The sequence below is a fragment of the Vibrio sp. Y2-5 genome (assembly GCF_014596725.1).
Taxonomy (GTDB): domain Bacteria; phylum Pseudomonadota; class Gammaproteobacteria; order Enterobacterales; family Vibrionaceae; genus Vibrio.
This window is the reverse complement of record NZ_JACVEG010000013.1, coordinates 33,028-49,871: the sequence shown is the minus strand read 5'-3', so window position 1 is coordinate 49,871 and position 16,844 is coordinate 33,028. Positions and strand designations below refer to the sequence as shown.

The 16,844-nt window shown below is 44.7% G+C and carries 14 protein-coding genes; 3 read left to right on the top strand and 11 right to left on the bottom strand.

Features of this window, described 5'->3' with window-relative positions; genetic code table 11:
- Positions 1-6: 6 nt before the first annotated feature.
- From HUO09_RS20335 to HUO09_RS20320, 4 genes are all read right to left on the bottom strand, one after another.
- A complete protein-coding gene (locus HUO09_RS20335) occupies positions 7-1,155 on the bottom strand; it encodes an efflux RND transporter periplasmic adaptor subunit (protein WP_188235158.1) in 1,149 nt (382 codons plus the stop codon).
- Between the two features lie 491 nt (positions 1,156-1,646).
- A complete protein-coding gene (locus HUO09_RS20330; RefSeq protein ID WP_188235157.1) occupies positions 1,647-3,368 on the bottom strand; it encodes a chromosome partitioning protein ParA in 1,722 nt (573 codons plus the stop codon).
- A 297-nt stretch (positions 3,369-3,665) separates the two neighbouring features.
- Positions 3,666-5,021, bottom strand: coding sequence for a glutathione-disulfide reductase (gene gorA, locus HUO09_RS20325; RefSeq protein ID WP_188235156.1), 1,356 nt, complete (start codon positions 5,019-5,021; stop codon positions 3,666-3,668).
- 130 nt (positions 5,022-5,151) lie between these two features.
- Positions 5,152-5,991, bottom strand: a complete 840-nt coding sequence (locus tag HUO09_RS20320; RefSeq protein WP_188235155.1) for a 23S rRNA (adenine(2030)-N(6))-methyltransferase RlmJ — start codon at positions 5,989-5,991, stop codon at positions 5,152-5,154.
- Between the two features lie 206 nt (positions 5,992-6,197).
- Here HUO09_RS20320 and prlC point away from each other — a divergent pair, with 206 nt between their 5' ends.
- Both prlC and HUO09_RS20310 read left to right on the top strand, forming a co-directional pair.
- Positions 6,198-8,240: an oligopeptidase A gene (gene prlC, locus HUO09_RS20315; protein WP_167412577.1), complete on the top strand. Its 2,043-nt coding sequence runs from the start codon at positions 6,198-6,200 to the stop codon at positions 8,238-8,240.
- A gap of 101 nt (positions 8,241-8,341) precedes the next feature.
- Positions 8,342-8,551: a hypothetical protein gene (locus HUO09_RS20310; protein ID WP_167412578.1), complete on the top strand. Its 210-nt coding sequence runs from the start codon at positions 8,342-8,344 to the stop codon at positions 8,549-8,551.
- On the opposite strand, the gene HUO09_RS20305 is transcribed toward HUO09_RS20310, so the two are convergent.
- The 4 genes from HUO09_RS20305 to HUO09_RS20290 all read right to left on the bottom strand — a co-directional run bounded on the left by HUO09_RS20305 (position 8,523) and on the right by HUO09_RS20290 (position 10,965).
- The gene (locus HUO09_RS20305) at positions 8,523-8,987 is read right to left on the bottom strand and encodes a DoxX family protein (RefSeq protein ID WP_188235154.1); all 465 of its coding nucleotides are present in this window, start codon (positions 8,985-8,987) and stop codon (positions 8,523-8,525) included. The genes HUO09_RS20310 and HUO09_RS20305 overlap by 29 nt on opposite strands.
- A gap of 10 nt (positions 8,988-8,997) precedes the next feature.
- The gene (locus HUO09_RS20300) at positions 8,998-9,762 is read right to left on the bottom strand and encodes a DNA-binding domain-containing protein (RefSeq protein WP_188235153.1); all 765 of its coding nucleotides are present in this window, start codon (positions 9,760-9,762) and stop codon (positions 8,998-9,000) included.
- Positions 9,759-10,604: a DUF692 domain-containing protein gene (locus tag HUO09_RS20295; RefSeq protein WP_188235152.1), complete on the bottom strand. Its 846-nt coding sequence runs from the start codon at positions 10,602-10,604 to the stop codon at positions 9,759-9,761. The genes HUO09_RS20300 and HUO09_RS20295 overlap by 4 nt, the downstream gene beginning before the upstream one ends.
- A 100-nt stretch (positions 10,605-10,704) precedes the next feature.
- Complete coding sequence (locus tag HUO09_RS20290) at positions 10,705-10,965, bottom strand: DUF2282 domain-containing protein (RefSeq protein WP_167412582.1); 261 nt, start codon at positions 10,963-10,965, stop codon at positions 10,705-10,707.
- Between the two features lie 310 nt (positions 10,966-11,275).
- Here HUO09_RS20290 and uvrD point away from each other — a divergent pair, with 310 nt between their 5' ends.
- Entirely contained in the window at positions 11,276-13,450 is a 2,175-nt protein-coding gene (uvrD, locus tag HUO09_RS20285) for a DNA helicase II (protein WP_188235151.1), read from the top strand.
- A 746-nt stretch (positions 13,451-14,196) separates the two neighbouring features.
- On the opposite strand, the gene HUO09_RS20280 is transcribed toward uvrD, so the two are convergent.
- The 3 genes from HUO09_RS20280 to rarD all read right to left on the bottom strand — a co-directional run bounded on the left by HUO09_RS20280 (position 14,197) and on the right by rarD (position 16,723).
- The gene (locus HUO09_RS20280; protein ID WP_188235150.1) at positions 14,197-14,856 is read right to left on the bottom strand and encodes a LysE family translocator; all 660 of its coding nucleotides are present in this window, start codon (positions 14,854-14,856) and stop codon (positions 14,197-14,199) included.
- 81 nt (positions 14,857-14,937) lie between these two features.
- Positions 14,938-15,732 (bottom strand): AraC family transcriptional regulator, encoded by a 795-nt coding sequence (locus HUO09_RS20275; protein WP_188235149.1) that lies wholly within the window; start codon positions 15,730-15,732, stop codon positions 14,938-14,940.
- 73 nt (positions 15,733-15,805) lie between these two features.
- Positions 15,806-16,723: an EamA family transporter RarD gene (rarD, locus tag HUO09_RS20270; RefSeq protein ID WP_188235148.1), complete on the bottom strand. Its 918-nt coding sequence runs from the start codon at positions 16,721-16,723 to the stop codon at positions 15,806-15,808.
- Between the last annotated feature and the right edge of the window lie 121 nt (positions 16,724-16,844).

Here is a 16,844-nt window from a genome sequence, read left to right as displayed (position 1 = left end):
ATCTTATTATTCCTTAGATGATTCCATCATTTGCGGATTTACCGTACTGCCCGGGCGTACTTTCTGTAAGCCGGCCACAATAACGGTTTCACCAGCTTCTAAGCCTGAATCAATCAACCATTGTGAATTCACAGTATGACTTGCCACCACTGGACGGACTTCTACTACGTTCTCAGCATTTACGACTAATACAGAAGCTTCGCCACGCGCATTGCGGCTTAGCGCTGTTTGTGGAACAAGAATAGCGTCGGAACGAGCTTCAACTGGCAGTTGAGCACGAACATAAAGACCCGGTAGTAAGAACTGGTCTGGGTTAGGCAAAGTGGCTCGAACGTTGACTGTACCTGTGTTTTCATTCACAGAAACTTCAGCAAACTGTAGCGTCGCTTTTTGTTCGATTGGCGTACCGTCATCAAGGAATAGCTTAATGCCTTTCAGCTCGTCTTTTTCTTTACCTGTGCTTTGGCGCAGTTTCAAAAGCTCATTACTTGGCTGAGAAAGGTCAACATAAAGTGGGTCAAGCTGCTGAATTGTTGCCAGTACATCGGTTTGGTTAGCCGTTACTAACGCACCTTCGGTAACGTGTGAACGACCGATACGACCTGAAATTGGCGCTTTAATATGTGTGTAATCAAGGTCAATTTGCGCAGCGTTAACGTTCGCTTGCGCTGCTTTTACAGATGCCAAAGCTTCTTTGTAAGTCGCTTGTGCATCTTCATAAGCTTGTTGGCTAACAGCATTCTTTTTCACAAGCTCGTTGTAGCGTTTTGCTTGAAGTTCTGTACGGCTAAGCGTTGCTTCCGCTTTCGCCAAATTTGCTTTCATGCTTGCCAATGATGCTTGGTAAGTTGACGCATCAAGTTCAAATAGAACATCGCCTTTTTCAACTAAGCTACCTTCAACAAATTTACGTGCGGTGACAATACCACGAACCTGAGGGCGAACTTCTGCGATTCGGAAAGCATTAGTACGACCAGGTAGGGTGCTAGTTACCTGAACTGGTTGTGTTGTGACTTTGATGACGTCTACCGCAACAGCTGGTGCAGCACCGCTATTGACCGCTGCTGGTTTGGCGTCAGGTTGACAGCCGGCAAGCACAATTGCAGCAGCAATCGTGGTCAACCACGTTTTTGACAAGGATCTACCTTGGCCCATATTGATCTCTCCTTTACCACTAGAACTCATCCTGCACGCTTCCTTATTTATGCTTTAAAGGTAATTGATGGGCAGAACGTGAATTGGAACTCGAATTTACTTATGCAAATACCGATAGTGTAAATAACCAACAGTTAATAATCGGTTAAGACATCAGTCTGTTACACATTCTAGCAATGACTTTGTCATTTATTGCACAGTTGGACAAGACCCTACACGCAATTCATCATCAAAATTAATGAAAAAGGTTGAACTATATGTTTGGTGAGTGTTTGAACAATTAATGCGGAAGGATCGACCTTGTTGGTTAAGGTGGCAGCAATCAGTACTTTGAGTTTTATACCACTTGTTTTCAAAGCGACTCACAATAGAAGTGATAACTCGGAATAGGTGTAGGTTTACTAGAAGTGGAGCGCCTAAGAATTGTCGAACCTTATCGCCGTGGAGTGAAGATATAAAAAAGCCCCGCATTAGCGGGGCAGAGCTGGCTATTACTGAGATATTTTTCTCATAATAACGGTTGCTTCTTTGTTACCGCTATTATCTAACGTATCACGTACTAACGTTCCTTGGTCCCAATCAGATCCAGCTGGAATGTAGCTGAAGCGGTTGATTTTGAAGTAATCGGACGTATCGCCATCGTCTCTGTCATTCCAACGAATTGTTGTGTTTAGCTGATCGAGAGTCGCTTTAGAATCACCAGCACTGTTAGTTGTGAACCACCAGTAATCCTTAGTAGCAAGTTCTTCATAAGTTAGGCTTTCACTTATATCATCTAGAGTACAACTACTGCCTGAACCGCCCAGCTCTTGACCACTGACGGTGGCTCCTGTTGATGTAAATACATAAGTAGATTCAGCTACTTTGTTACAGCCACCAGGCATAGTAGCAATAGCTTTCCATGTGCCAATGAAGTCAACATATTTGTCTTCACCAACAGCGTCTACTTGATAGATAAACTCAATGGATTCTTCTACACGGCCAACAGTTGCTTGACTGGTTGCCGTATATTCTTTACTACGAGCTTGAATGTATACACCTGTGATTGGGTCGTAAGTACTTGATAAAGTTTCTTTGCGCATCTCTGTGCCAGCAGCTTCATCTTCGTCAGAGTCGTCTCGTTCTACAATCTCAAATTGTGTCATTGATTGCTCGCTACAACTGCTAGCAGCCATACATTCGTACGCTCCTCCCATTTCAGCTACTTTTGTCCAGCTAGTTGTCTCGTCAGCTGAGCTTGTTGATGATGGGTTATTTAGAACATAGATATAAGCACTTGGGAGGCTAGCGTTAGTCGTTGTAGATACGCTACATGAATTATTTGAGAATGTTCCGCCGTCGGCTATACACTCTAAGTAATTTTCTGCATAGTCCTCACTGATGGTGCCATCATTCGAACCTGACTTAGTTATAAAGTTATCATTTCCCAGAACATAAGTTTGAGATGACAAGCCTGAAGTCTGTTCGAAGATATCATCACCATTGACATCGTCACCTAAAGTTTTATCACCGTGTATGACTATCTTATATGAGCCACTGCCCGTACTATCTATTCTTTGTGTTGCACTACGGTGAACAAACACACCATCTGAACCTTTTGCCCAGTCAGTCAGAGCGATGTCTTCGCCACGCGTTAAATCACTTAAAGAGCCATCCATATGTTCAATCGCGTCATCAGCACTCACGATAGAACTGATGCTAAGTTCTGATAGCAAATCAGCGATTGAGGCTTCAAATTCTGCATCATCAAGAGAGATTTTTTGCAATGCAGCAGAGAGAGCTGAACCATCAGTAACACCTTGAAGGGTAGTAGGGATAACGATATAGCTCTCATCCCTAGTATTATCGATAGTCAGTAGAAGACGAGCTAGGTTTACTGAACGTTCGTAGGTACCTGCCGCTTCGAATGGTGTTGATACTGAACGAGCTGAAATCGTACCGATTTCTAAGCCGTTTTTACCACCGAGATAGAACGTTACTACGGCTGCATCGGTATCCACATCATAAGCACCAGTGCTGTTTGCTGTGTAACCTGATTTAGTGCCTGAAATATAATACAAGCCTTCAACTGTCGCATCGACGAATGAGCCTGATGATGGAACTGAATACTCTTTCTTGTTACCAAGGTTACCACCTGAATCATCACTACCACCACAGCCAACAAGTGCGGTAGAGATTGCTAGAGCGATCAAGCTTAAGCCAACTTTTTTCATATTATCATCCTGAATAATTATTATTATCCCATTGAAGTGGGGGTATGGATAATAAAGTGATTGCTCTACTTGTTGTATACAGCACGGATTCAACTGCTTTTTTCTTGGTCGTTTTTTTCTCATTTATGCGAAGAATAAGACTAAGATCATTTATTTTTGTGATATTAGTTCTAATTTTATCAATAATATTTCTAGGTTTTTCATTGTAACTATTTGAATAAAAATGAATTTGTTAAAGTTTTGGCTGAATAAAAAAGCCCCGCAAATTTTGCAGGGCTTTGCTCTAACAAGTGGTTACTAACGCATGGTAACGAATTCTTCCGAACCCGTTGGGTGGATAGCTACCACTGAGTCGAAGTCAGCTTTGGTTGCGCCCATCTTCATAGCGACGCCGAAGCCTTGGATCATCTCATCGACTGCGAAGCCAATGCCGTGAAGACCAACTACTGTTTCTTCTTCACCTACACAAACCAACTTCATCTTACATGGTTGACGGTGTGCAGTGACGGCTGTGTACATAGCGGTAAAGCTTGAAGTGTACACTTTCACATTCTCTTCGCCGTATTTAGCAATTGCTTCAGGCTGAGTTAGACCGATAGTGCCGATTGGTGGATGGCTGAATACCACGGTAGGAACTAGGTCGTAATCCATTTTCGCGTTGGTTTTGCCATTGAATAAGCGCTCAGACAATTGGCGACCCGCTTTAACTGCAACTGGAGTCAGTTCAATACCGCCTTCCATGATGTCACCGACACAGTAGATGCCAGCCACGTTAGTGTTCTGGTACTCATCAACTTTGATATAGCCTTGCTCGTTGGTTGCAACGCCCGTTGCTGCTAGGTTGATCGCATCTGTTGCTGGATGGCGACCGATAGCCCAAATCAGGGTATCAACGTTTTGGCTTTCACCATTTTCTAGGTGAAGAGTCAGGCTACCGTCGGCTTCTTTTACCACTTCTTTTGGCACGCTGTGAGTATGTAGCGTTGGGCCTTCAGCGTTCATCACTTCAACCAATGTTTCGATGATCATTGGGTCAAAGCTACGCAGCGGAGATTCTTTACGGCAGAACAGGTGAGTTTCTGTACCAAGTGCGTTGAGAACACCGGCAATTTCAACAGCGATGTAACCAGCACCAATCACGGCAACACGTTTTGGTTGTTCAGCCAAATCAAAGAAACCGTTTGAATCGATACCGTATTCCGCACCCGGAATGTTAGGAATCGTTGGGCGGCCACCGACAGCAATCAGAATGTTGTCTGCCGTGTAGTGCTCACCGTTAACTTCTACAGTTTTCGCATCGATGAACTTAGCAAAGCCGCGAATCACTTCTACTTTGTTGTTACCAAGAACACGGTCATAAGATTGGTGAATACGGCCAATATAAGCTTGGCGATTTTCAACCATTTTTGCCCAGTTGAAGCTTTTTACGTCAACGTCGAAGCCATAATCAGGCGCGTATAGGTTCATTGCTTCAGCAACTTGTGCACCGTGCCACATAACTTTTTTCGGCACACAACCTACGTTGACACACGTACCGCCAAGATCTTTCGCTTCAATCAGCGCGACTTTCGCGCCGTACATAGCTGCACGGTTTGCTGAAGCGATACCGCCGCTACCGCCACCGATACAGATGTAATCAAAATGCGTTGCCATTACTTTCTCCATTTTTCTTTGATCGCTCGCCAGTAAGATTAAGCAGGGAGCCATTATTTATTAGGGCATAGCTAAATAGTTGGGGTAAACCGCGAGATCACAAGTTACCCCTTGGAAAAACTTGAGCAAGTTATTCCGGAACAATCCATTCCACTTTGTAGTGACCTGTCGCGGGTGCAATTGCTTGTTTTAAAAACGGCAGGATTTCTTTCATTTGGCTTTCAAGTTTCCATGGCGGGTTGATAACAATCATGCCGGATGCTGTCATGCCGCGCTCGTTGGTATCAGGAGAGACACCCAACTCGATTTGCAAAATTTTAGTAATACCTAAACTTTCCAGACCTTCAATCATATCTTCAATATCACAGCGGTTAACCACCGGATACCAAATCGCATAGATGCCCGTTGCCCAGCGCTTGTAGCTTTGTGCAATGGCATTCACCACGTCTCGATACTCTTTAGCCAGTTCGTAAGGCGGGTCAATGAGAACCAAACCACGACGCTCTTGCGGTGGCAAGCTTGCTTTCAGGCGTTGAAAACCATCTTCTTTGTAAATCGACACTTGGCGATCACGATCGAACTCTTGTTCCAACAGTGGGTAATCACTAGGGTGTAACTCGGTTAATACCATGCGGTCTTGCGGGCGCAGGTGAGCATGTGCCACGCGAGGCGAACCTGGGTAGTAACGCAGTTCATCACCTTGGTTAAGGACTTTGATTGCATCAAGGTAGCTTTGAATGTCTTCTGGCAGATTATCTTGTTGCCAAATACGCGCAATACCTTGTTTGTATTCACCTGTTTTTTCCGACCACTCATGAGTCAAGTCGTAGCGGCCAACACCGGAGTGAGTATCGTGATAAACAAACGGTTTATCTTTTTGCTGTAGTGCATTGAGGATTAAGCTTTGTACGATGTGTTTCACTACATCTGCGTGGTTTCCTGCATGGAAACTGTGTCGATAACTTAACAAGTGTCGCTCTCTAACTTATGGCTGAATATGGAAAAACGAATGCGGCTAATTATACACCCAAAATTGTATGTTGAGGTGGGTCTAGACACATTTCGAATTGTATTGAATTGACGCTACTCTTGAAAATTCATCCTCCTACCTATATTTATTAACCTAACAGACGAGGATATTTCATCCTCACTATTTTTCATAAAAAGGAACGTTTTATGTCTAATCCACTTCTTAGCTTTACGGATTTACCTCCGTTTTCAGATATTAAGCCGGAGCACGTAAAGCCAGCGGTTGAACAGGCAATAGAAGATTGCCGTGCAAAGATTGAACAGGTACTTGAAGGTAATACACAACCAACTTGGGAAAATGTTATTGCACCTATCGAAGAAGTGGATGACCGCTTGAGTCGTTTATGGTCACCAGTGAGCCATATGAACTCAGTGGTGAACAGCGACGAATTGCGTGAAGCTTATGAGAGCTGCCTGCCAATTCTGTCTGAATACGGTACTTGGGTTGGTCAACACAAAGGTTTGTTTGAAGCGTACAAAGCAATCAAGAACAGTGAAGCTTTTGCAACGCTGAGTCAGGCGCAGAAGAAAACCATCAAAGATGCACTACGTGACTTTGAATTGTCGGGTATTGGTTTACCTAAAGCAGAACAAAAGCGTTATGGCGAAATCAGCAAACGCATGTCTGAGCTGGGTTCTAAGTTCTCGAACAATGTGCTTGATGCCACTATGGGTTGGACTAAACACATCACCGACAAAAATGAGCTGGCGGGTATGCCAGAATCGGCCCTGGCTGCGGCTCAAGCAGCGGCAGAAGGTAAAGGTCTTGAAGGTTACTTGTTAACTCTGGATATCCCTTCTTACCTACCGGTAATGACTTACTGTGACAACCAAGCGCTACGCAAAGAACTTTACGAAGCGTATGTGACTCGTGCCTCTGAACGTGGTCCGAATGCGGGCAAATGGGACAACACAGAGAACATTGCTGAGTTGCTGAAACTGCGTTATGAAGTGGCTCGAATGCTGGGTTTCAACACTTACAGCGAAAAGTCACTGGCAACCAAAATGGCGGAAACACCGGACCAAGTTCTGAGCTTCCTAAACAATTTAGCGAGCAAAGTGAAGCCGCAAGGTGAGCGTGAAGTTCAGGAACTGCGTGAATTTGCCGAGCAAGAGTTTGGTGTGACTTCATTTGAACTGTGGGATATCGCTTACTACAGCGAAAAGCAAAAACAGAAACTGTTTAAGATTTCTGATGAAGAGCTACGTCCTTACTTCCCAGAAAACAAAGTGGTTTCTGGCTTGTTTGAAGTACTGAATCGCGTATTTGGTATGAAAGTACAAGAGCGTGAAGGTGTCGATACTTGGCATGAGTCGGTGCGTTTCTTCGATATTTTTGATAGCAATGATGTGCTGCGTGGCAGTTTCTATCTTGACCTTTACGCTCGTGAACATAAGCGTGGCGGAGCGTGGATGGATGAGTGTCGAGTTCGTCGTATCAATGCTAATGGCGAACTACAAACGCCTGTGGCCTATTTGACGTGTAACTTCAACCGTCCAGTGGGTGACAAGCCTGCACTGTTTACTCATGATGAAGTGGTGACTCTGTTCCACGAAACGGGTCACGGTATTCACCATATGCTGACTCAGGTGGATGTGAGTTCGGTTTCTGGTATCAACGGTGTGCCGTGGGATGCGGTTGAGCTACCAAGTCAGTTCCTAGAAAACTGGTGTTGGGAAGAAGAGGCACTGGCGTTTATTTCTGGTCACTACCAGACAGGTGAACCTTTACCGAAAGAGATGCTCGATAACATGCTGGCAGCGAAAAACTTCCAGTCAGGTATGTTTATTCTGCGCCAGCTTGAATTTGGATTGTTCGATTTCACTCTACACACTACTTATGACCCAGAAGTGGGGCCTCAAGTGCTGGAAACATTAGCAGAAGTGAAAAAGAAAGTAGCAGTATTGCCAAGCCTTGAATGGAACCGTTTCTCCCACAGCTTCAGCCACATTTTTGCTGGTGGCTACAGTGCGGGTTACTACAGCTATCTATGGGCAGAAGTGTTATCAGCAGATGCGTTCTCTCGTTTTGAAGAGGAAGGTATCTTCAATGCGGAAACGGGTTCAAGCTTCTTAAATAACATCCTAGAAATGGGTGGCAGTGAAGAACCGATGGAGCTGTTCAAGCGCTTCCGTGGTCGTGAGCCACAAATCGATGCCTTGCTGCGTCACTCTGGTATTGCTGCTTAAGTTCTACTTATTTGAATCATTCAGTTCAATAATTAACATAACCCTGCTTTAGCGAGCAGGGTTATTTGTTAGAGTAACTTTGGTTTTAAAAGGAGATTCCAATGACGAAAGTGCAGAAGTTAATCTTTTCTTTAATCACAACCTTGTTGCTTTTAGGATGTGCTGACCTTAAACAGGCTGGTAAAGAAGTTGGGCATGCCACTCGCGATGCGGCTACCGCTATTGGTCATGCGACTCGCGATACCACCAAAGCAATTGGTCACGCCTCGCGAGATGCGGTGGTTAGTGTTCATGATGAGCTGTCACAGTGAAGGATTTCCTATTTATCCATCGATCTATGGATAGAGATCCTGGTCCCCATATCATCACGGTTAACATCATCATTCCCCATAGTTGGTGGTCATAAAATCCTCTCTCCCATAGCAATGGGTATGAGATGACGGCTGTGATATTAACTGCGAAAAGTGCAGCAGCACTGAGCCTACCAAACAGTCCAAGAAGCAGAAAAATCGGAATAACCAGTTCCGCTGCAGTTGCGAGATAAGCGGCTATTTTCCAAGAGATAAATGGCACCTGGTATTCCCACTCAAATAGGTACAGCGTGCTACTCCATGTCGTGATTTTCGTTAGTCCTGAATTAAAAAACACCCAACTGACCCAGATACGGCTGATCAGCAATACGATTGGCGCGAGCCGTGATTCAAACCATTCAATAGATAGGTTGAGGCGAGCGATGGCTGATATCATACAGTGACTCCTAATAATGGTCTGCCAATGAGAAACCAGCAACGACATTGAGTGTAAGTAGAGACTGCAATGCGGCCAGTGCTTCGGGGGGAATTTTGCCTAATGGCGTTTTGTTGTTGATATTCGTTAGCAATTGGTATTCTTCGCGGTTTAAATCTTTTGTCCAAGGGTGTCCATGCTCATCACAAGCGATAACTCCGAACTGGGTGTTATTCAGGATCAGGTTGTCGAAATTTTGTTGGCTAAATGCTCTTTGGAGATCGAATACGGCGAAATCGGATGTAAACGGGAAAACCCAAGAATAAAGGTGAAGAATGAGGCTGGCGTGCTGTTGTTCTGAAAGGGTGCTGATGGCCTCAAGTTGCTGCAGTGACAGCCTTTCGTTTTTTCCAAACTCTTGCTGAGTTCTATCTAATGTCCATTCAAATCTTGCCAGTTCAACCGCATAGGGGGCCGCCTCTACAACATTGGGGAAAAGAGCCACAGTTTGGTTGAAATGTTTACCATAACCACTGACATCTCCTTGTTTAAGGGGATGGGAAAGAATGTAGTGACGGGCTATCGCATCGAAACACTCTTCACCTAATACCTCTTTAAGCATTGGATAGGTGGCTTGCAGCACTTCCGTTAAACTCATTACAAAATTATTGCGGTAAATCTGGAGTCTCTCTTCTGCACTAATTTGCCCGCATTTGATATTGCACGTCTCTCCTCGCGCTTGATAGCGCAAGCCCTCTGCAAAGGTTGCTTGTAGATGTGCCAATCCAAAGCTCATGATGCTTTCCTCTCCATCGTTTCGAGCATTGTGAGTATGTCGCTTGCTTTCTTTGCTTCCGCTAGCAGAACCTCAACATCTGGGATGTCTAAATCCCATTCAATCAAAGTCTTGCGGCTGCCGTGTTTTTCACACCAGTGTTGATAGAGTTGCCAAACTTCCGCAGATACCGGCTTGCTGTGTGTATCTATCCATATTTCCCCTTGGGGAAGGGGGTTAATGGAGAAGCCTGCAAGATGAATTTCGTCGACGGTATCAGCTGGAATCGAATCAATATAAGTCTGACTACTAAAACCATGATTGAAAGCAGAAACATGTACATTGTTCAAATCGAGCAACAAACGGCATTCTGTTCGCTGTTGTACTTGTGTCAGAAATTCCCATTCGGAAATAGTGGAGTGGTTAAACTGCAAATAGCTGGAAGGGTTTTCAATCAGAATGGGGCGCTTTATGGCGTCTTGCACGGTAAGTACATTACGACAAAAGACGTCTAGCGCTTCTTCAGTGTAAGGCAAAGGCAGTAAGTCATTAAAATAGTGACCACCATTCTCACTCCAGCTTAAATGGTCGGAAACAAAAAGTGGCTGAATTTCGTCGATCAAAGCTTTAAGTTGCTGTAAATGAGAGGTATTGATGCCTTGTACTGAACCTAATGAAAGACCGATACCGTGGCAGCTTATCTGATGGTTTTTACTAATATTACGCAGCTGATTACGGGCAACCGAATGGGGCGAAAAATAGTTTTCGCTGTGAATTTCTAACCAACTCACTCGTGGTACTTGCTCGACAAAATAGTTGATATGGGGAGAGCGCAATCCTACACCTACCTGGCTATGTAGCATGAAGCCTCCATTCGTTTTATTGTGGGTTTGCTATCGCGATGGAAAGAATAGTGGTGCACTTGTTGAGCTCAGTGCACCACTCAGTCGTGTGTTGACGCTATTAGGAAGACATAGTGCTCCCGCCAGAAAGTTTGCCGCAAAGGCCTTTAGGCACAACAACAAAGGCATCTTTTTGACCATCTTTTTTCGATGTACCCGCGCACGAGCTCATTTTAGTCGCACAATCGTTTTGACCTGCTTTCGCCACTCCGTAGCATTTTTCCTGATCGGCTGCGAACGCAGATGTTGCTGTTAGCATTGTGCCGCCTAATGCAAGTAAGCCTGTTACTGCTGCTGTTACTGCCAAATTTGATTTTTTCATCATCACTTCCTCATGAATTATTCTTACCTGATGTAGCAAGTTAATAACTTGTTAATCATTGAACTTGCTTATTAGAAAAGAGAGGCGTTACTAAAAAAAACTTTCAATGAATGGAATAAAAAATAGAAAAATTGAGGTTTAAAAATCGTTAAGCGAATGAATTCTTTAGCAATATATGTACAAAAAAACTTCAATTATTTTTTCTTTAGTCTGAAACATCTGGGAAGAAAATGGCTTGTTTAACGAGCATCTAGGTGGATTTTAGGGTTATAATCGTCGTCATTATGTATAAATAACCAGTAGCCAAGCCATGATGGATCCTTCTCTTTTACTCGACGGTTTAAACGATAAACAACGCGAAGCTGTTGCTGCGCCACTAGAAAACTTGCTGGTGCTGGCGGGCGCAGGCAGTGGTAAAACGCGGGTGCTCGTACACCGCATTGCATGGTTATTATCGGTAGAGCAAGCGTCACCGTTCTCAATTATGTCGGTAACTTTTACCAATAAAGCGGCTGCGGAAATGCGTGGTCGAATTGAAGAGCTAATGATGGGCAGTGCTTCTGGTATGTGGAATGGTACTTTCCACGGTATTTGTCATCGTATTCTTCGGGCTCACTATTTGGATGCCAAGCTGCAAGAAGATTTCCAAATTATTGATTCTGAAGATCAGATACGTCTACTGCGTCGTTTGATAAAAGCGCAAAACTTGGATGACAAACAGTGGCCTGCGAAACAAGTTTCCTGGTGGATTAACGGCAAGAAAGATGAAGGTCTGCGCCCAGCACATATCGATGCTTATCACGACCCTGTGACTCAAACTTACGTGCAGATTTATACCGCTTATCAGGATGCGTGTGATCGTGCTGGTTTGGTCGACTTTGCAGAGATCTTGCTGCGAACGTTAGAGTTATTGCGTGATAATAAGCACATTCGTGAGCATTACCAAGCTCGCTTTAAACACATTCTGGTCGACGAATTTCAGGATACCAACAACATCCAATATGCATGGCTACGTTTGATGACGGGCAAAGATAGTCACGTGATGATTGTGGGCGATGATGACCAGTCTATCTATGGCTGGCGTGGCGCAAAAATCGAGAATATTGAGAAGTTTACCCTTGAGTTCCCAAGTGTGAATACGATTCGTCTGGAACAGAACTACCGTTCAACCAAAACGATTCTTGAAGCATCCAACACGCTTATTGCTAACAACAGCGAGCGTATGGGTAAGGAATTGTGGACTGATGGTGTCGAAGGTGAGCCAATTTCTGTTTACTCCGCTTACAACGAGTTGGATGAAGCTCGTTTTGTGGTTGGGAAAATCAAAGCGTGGCACGAAGATGGCGGTGCTCTTGAAGACACGGCGATATTGTATCGAAATAACGCTCAGTCACGTGTTCTGGAAGAAGCGCTCATTCAGGCGGGTTTGGCATACCGAATTTATGGCGGCATGCGATTCTTCGAGCGTCAGGAAATCAAAGATGCGTTGAGCTACCTGCGTTTGATGGCAAACCGTAACGACGATTCAGCCTTTGAACGTGTGGTTAACACACCAACTCGTGGTCTGGGCGATAAAACGTTGGATACTATTCGTTTTGCTGCTCGTGACCGTGGCTGCACCCTGTGGGATGCGAGCGTTGTTTTACTTGAAGAAAAAGTACTACCAGGCCGTGCTGCTTCCGCATTAAGCCGTTTCGTTGAGCTGATTAACGCTATGGAAGACGATAGCGCAGAGATGAACCTGCATGAGCAAACTGACCACGTGATTAAATCCTCGGGTTTGTTTGAAATGTATCAGCTAGAGAAAGGCGAAAAATCGAAGGCACGAATTGAGAACTTGGAGGAGCTGGTAACGGCAACTCGTCAGTTCGAAAAGCCGGAAGAAGCGGAAGAGATGACGCTACTGACAGCATTCTTAACTCATGCGGCGCTTGAGTCTGGTGAAGGTCAGGCGGATGAGTTTGATGATGCTGTTCAGCTGATGACATTACACAGTGCGAAAGGTTTGGAATTCCCAATGGTATTCATGGTTGGTGTCGAGGAGGGGATGTTCCCGAGTCAGATGTCAGCCGAAGAAGCGGGGCGTTTAGAAGAGGAACGCCGCTTGTGTTATGTGGGTATGACCCGTGCAATGCAGAAGCTCTACATCACTTATGCGGAAATGCGCCGTTTGTACGGACAGGATAAATACCACAAACCTTCACGCTTTATTCGTGAACTGCCAGAGAAATGTTTGGATGAAGTGCGTATGAAAGCCCAAGTGAGCCGACCAGCGAGCAGTGGTCGCTTTAGCCAGACGGTTGTCAAAGAGAACTTCAATGAGACTGGCTTTACGCTTGGATCTCGCGTTCGACATCCAAAATTTGGTGAAGGTACCATCATCAACTTCGAGGGTAGCGGTCCGCAAAGTCGCGTTCAGGTAGCCTTTAACGGTGAAGGTATCAAATGGCTTGTGACTGCCTATGCTAAGCTGGAACGCATGTAATCGCTCTAGATGTATAGTGAGAAGAACCTAGCCTAAGTGCTAGGTTTTTTGTGTCGCCGATTTAGCTATGAGCAGAAAAAGAAAAACCCCGAGGGCGCGAGCCCTTCGGGGTTATAGTCTTACTTGCAGCAATCCGGCTACTAATAGGTGCTCCCTGCATCTATTCCTTGATAAGTGTGCTGTATTCCTTCAGCGCAATCCTTTCATCGCCATCCTAGCGGTGTCCATGATCTTCCTGATCTGCTAACAATCCTCGTTAGCTCACATCACTTGTTCCCTGAGCGGTGTCCCTGACATCATCCTGATGTTAAGTCCTTTCCTCATCCAGAGGTGTCCATTGCCATTCCCTTGTCGCTACCATCCTAGTAACGAATGAGTCCGTTCAATGTCCATTTCGCTTTCCATGCCGATTATTCATCCTGAACAACCGTAACTTCATCCTGAAGTTCACTATCCTTAGTGTTCTATTCCGTGTCAGCATCCTTCCGACAGGGTTCATAATACCGACAAGGAGGTATTCAGCAACGCAAAGAAATCGTTTGCATGCTGATATTTTTTGCCTAAAAAGTAACTTGTTAAGTTAAATCATGTAGTTACTTATTCGTGGCATCTTATTTCTAACGTAGAAAGAGATATTTCCCTATCTGTTTGTGAGAGATCTCGCACAAACTCTCGGGGTGATCAGCTATCTCTTATATTGGGTTAATTTTCACATTATGTGAATTTTCATTCACTCTAGCCCGGCTTTAGTGCATGAAACCGGCCAGAGACTGCCAAATAATGGTGAAACCTATCAGAGAAAAAATGACGCCACACAGTAAATCAATATAGCGACTTGCTCGGTTGAGCTTTGTTTGCAGGCGTTCTGTGGAAAGCATCCACGCAAGGCAAGCAAACCAAGTTAGCGATAACCCCCATAAGATAAGCAAGGCCAAGCCTTTTCCCGTTATCGACATACTTGCCGGAACCAGCGTCGACATTAAGCTTACAAAGAAAACCAGAGCTTTCGGATTCAGGATGTTTGTCATGAATCCACGGGAAAAAGCCTGTTTTTTATTGCTCAGTAACAGCGCTTTTTTATCTGCAGGCGTGATCTCTGCTACTGAGTTCCAGTTCGCTATAGTGGCTTTTAGCGCACCAAAGCCGAGGTAAAGTAAATAACTGCCTCCGCATAGTTGCAGTAAAGCAAACAAGACGGGCTGTTGGTGAACCAAATAGCTGATACCGGTAATGCTAAGAAGTGAATGCAGCAATATGCCGAAAGAGAGTCCAAGCGCGATGTAAATACCAGTTTGGCGGCCATAACGAGTGGCATTTTGCACTACTAATGCGACATCGGGGCCCGGACTCATCAGTGCGACGAAATGGACTCCGGCTAGAGTGATAAGGATACTGGCTTCATTCATATAAAAACTCCTACTTCGAATGAAGAGATTGTGCCTTGGGCTCTCTTAGTTGGCTTGTAAATTTTTGACAGTGTGAAATGTTTAATTCACTGCCGATGGAGAAATACCGTAGCAGTGTTTAAAAGCTTTGGTGAAATGTGCTTGGTCGTAGAAGCCAACCTGCATTGCGACTTCAGTGCCAGACAAGCCACTTTTTACTAGCTTCATTCCCTGTTCTATACGTAAACGAGTGAGCCAGGCGTAGGGCGTCATGTTCATGCGGGCTTTGAAATGGCGTTGAAACTGAGTCGGGCTGAGCGAACAAAGGTTCGCGAGCTGTTCTAAGCGGACTGGCTGATCAAGATGTGCAAGAAGATACTCTTTCAGCGTAGCCAGTGACTGCTTTCCAAGTGGGATGGCTGCCTTTTGTTTTAACGCACCATAACGTTCAACCAATCCACCTAAACCCTCATAAGGAAGGCAATCAAGCGCTAGTTGGCTCAAGTTCGGTTGCATCAGCTTTTGATGTAATTGAGCAAGAGGGGCAAACAGATTTGGATCGCTAATGATGAGCTGTTTAAAGCTCAACATGTCACTTGGTTGCGTGAACTCTAGGTTGTCAGTAAACCACTTTGGATCAATAGAAAAGACGCGTACCTGATAGCCCGTATCTAAGATAGAACTGCCGTCGTGGAGTTCATCTGGCGGCATAACAATAATGTCACCGTAACCGACATTGTGTTGAGTACCTTGATGAGAAAATTTTTGCTGTCCGCTGGTCATTAACCCAATGTGAAAATCTAAGTGATAGTGGCGATCGAAAGCGAACTGATGGTAATCAGCTTCGATCAAACTTATCCCTTGATGTTGAGTTGATGAGTAGAGGATTTTGTCCATATTAAGCTTGGCGAAATAAACAGCAATTCACCAAGCTTAACCAGTCGCTATAGGAATGTCTTGTAAAAAACGATCACTTAGCTGCAACAATCGTTGCTGGGCGCTTTCTGCCTTGGGTTAAACCGTCATAGCTGAACACTACTAACGCACCCCAGATGAAGGTGAAAGTGATGGCTTTATCGGTGGAGAATGCTTCTCCGTAAATCAGAACGGCCAACAAGAACATCAAACTTGGGCCTATGTACTGGAAAAATCCCAAGGTCGACAGTTTCAGTTTTGTCGCTGCACCGGTAAAACAGAGCAAAGGCAATGTAGTCACGATACCGGCACTGATGAGCAGTATGTTGAGGTGTAAATCGTTATCTGCCATTGAGCTGGTGGCCGAGTCCGCGAACCACGCCAGATAAATCAAAGCGGCTGGTATCAGTACCAAGGTTTCAATAAACAGACCAGTCTGACCGTTAACACTGACTTTTTTGCGCAATAATCCATAAAACGCAAAACTGACTGCTAACGCGAACGCGACCACAGGGACAGAGCCGAACACAACGATTTGAATCGCAACACCAATTGCAGCCAGCGCTACTGCAAACCACTGAAGTTTACGTAATCGCTCACCGAGAAACAGCATGCCAAATACAACGTTGATCAGAGGGTTAATGTAGTAGCCCAAGCTTGCGTCCAACATGTGGTTGGCGTTAATTGCCCAGATGAAAATCAGCCAGTTGGCACCGATGAGTAAAGCGGTGGCAATCAGATATAACATCTTAGATTTTGACTGGAAAATGCTGACAACGTTACGCCACTGGTGACTAAAATGGATGATGATCGCCAAAAAGAAAAATGACCAAATAACGCGATGGCTGAGGATTTCCAGAGCAGGAACGAAAGTAATGGTTTTAAAATATATGGGTGCAATCCCCCACATTGTGTAAGCACCGATAGCCAGTAATACGCCTTTTTTAGCGTTGGTTTGCTCTTCTGGAGTCATTGTTTATTCTCGATTGAGAGTTGTTCGATACCTAGTTATAAATGGCCGCATTTACCTAGGTATTACAGAATATTTCGAAAGGAGTGTGCAGTATATACACAAAATACCCGACTGTGCAGCT

What these genes read in the sequence shown, in the direction of transcription:
- HUO09_RS20330 (WP_188235157.1), bottom strand. Translation starts at nt 3,368, where the DNA reads ATGAAAAAAGTTGGCTTAAGCTTGATCGCTCTAGCAATCTCTACCGCA.
- HUO09_RS20295 (WP_188235152.1), bottom strand. Translation starts at nt 10,604, where the DNA reads ATGCTACATAGCCAGGTAGGTGTAGGATTGCGCTCTCCCCATATCAAC.
- HUO09_RS20300 (WP_188235153.1), bottom strand. Translation starts at nt 9,762, where the DNA reads ATGAGCTTTGGATTGGCACATCTACAAGCAACCTTTGCAGAGGGCTTG.
- HUO09_RS20310 (WP_167412578.1), top strand. Translation starts at nt 8,342, where the DNA reads ATGACGAAAGTGCAGAAGTTAATCTTTTCTTTAATCACAACCTTGTTG.
- prlC (WP_167412577.1), top strand. Translation starts at nt 6,198, where the DNA reads ATGTCTAATCCACTTCTTAGCTTTACGGATTTACCTCCGTTTTCAGAT.
- gorA (WP_188235156.1), bottom strand. Translation starts at nt 5,021, where the DNA reads ATGGCAACGCATTTTGATTACATCTGTATCGGTGGCGGTAGCGGCGGT.
- HUO09_RS20290 (WP_167412582.1), bottom strand. Translation starts at nt 10,965, where the DNA reads ATGAAAAAATCAAATTTGGCAGTAACAGCAGCAGTAACAGGCTTACTT.
- HUO09_RS20305 (WP_188235154.1), bottom strand. Translation starts at nt 8,987, where the DNA reads ATGATATCAGCCATCGCTCGCCTCAACCTATCTATTGAATGGTTTGAA.
- uvrD (WP_188235151.1), top strand. Translation starts at nt 11,276, where the DNA reads ATGATGGATCCTTCTCTTTTACTCGACGGTTTAAACGATAAACAACGC.
- HUO09_RS20335 (WP_188235158.1), bottom strand. Translation starts at nt 1,155, where the DNA reads ATGGGCCAAGGTAGATCCTTGTCAAAAACGTGGTTGACCACGATTGCT.
- rarD (WP_188235148.1), bottom strand. Translation starts at nt 16,723, where the DNA reads ATGACTCCAGAAGAGCAAACCAACGCTAAAAAAGGCGTATTACTGGCT.
- HUO09_RS20280 (WP_188235150.1), bottom strand. Translation starts at nt 14,856, where the DNA reads ATGAATGAAGCCAGTATCCTTATCACTCTAGCCGGAGTCCATTTCGTC.
- HUO09_RS20275 (WP_188235149.1), bottom strand. Translation starts at nt 15,732, where the DNA reads ATGGACAAAATCCTCTACTCATCAACTCAACATCAAGGGATAAGTTTG.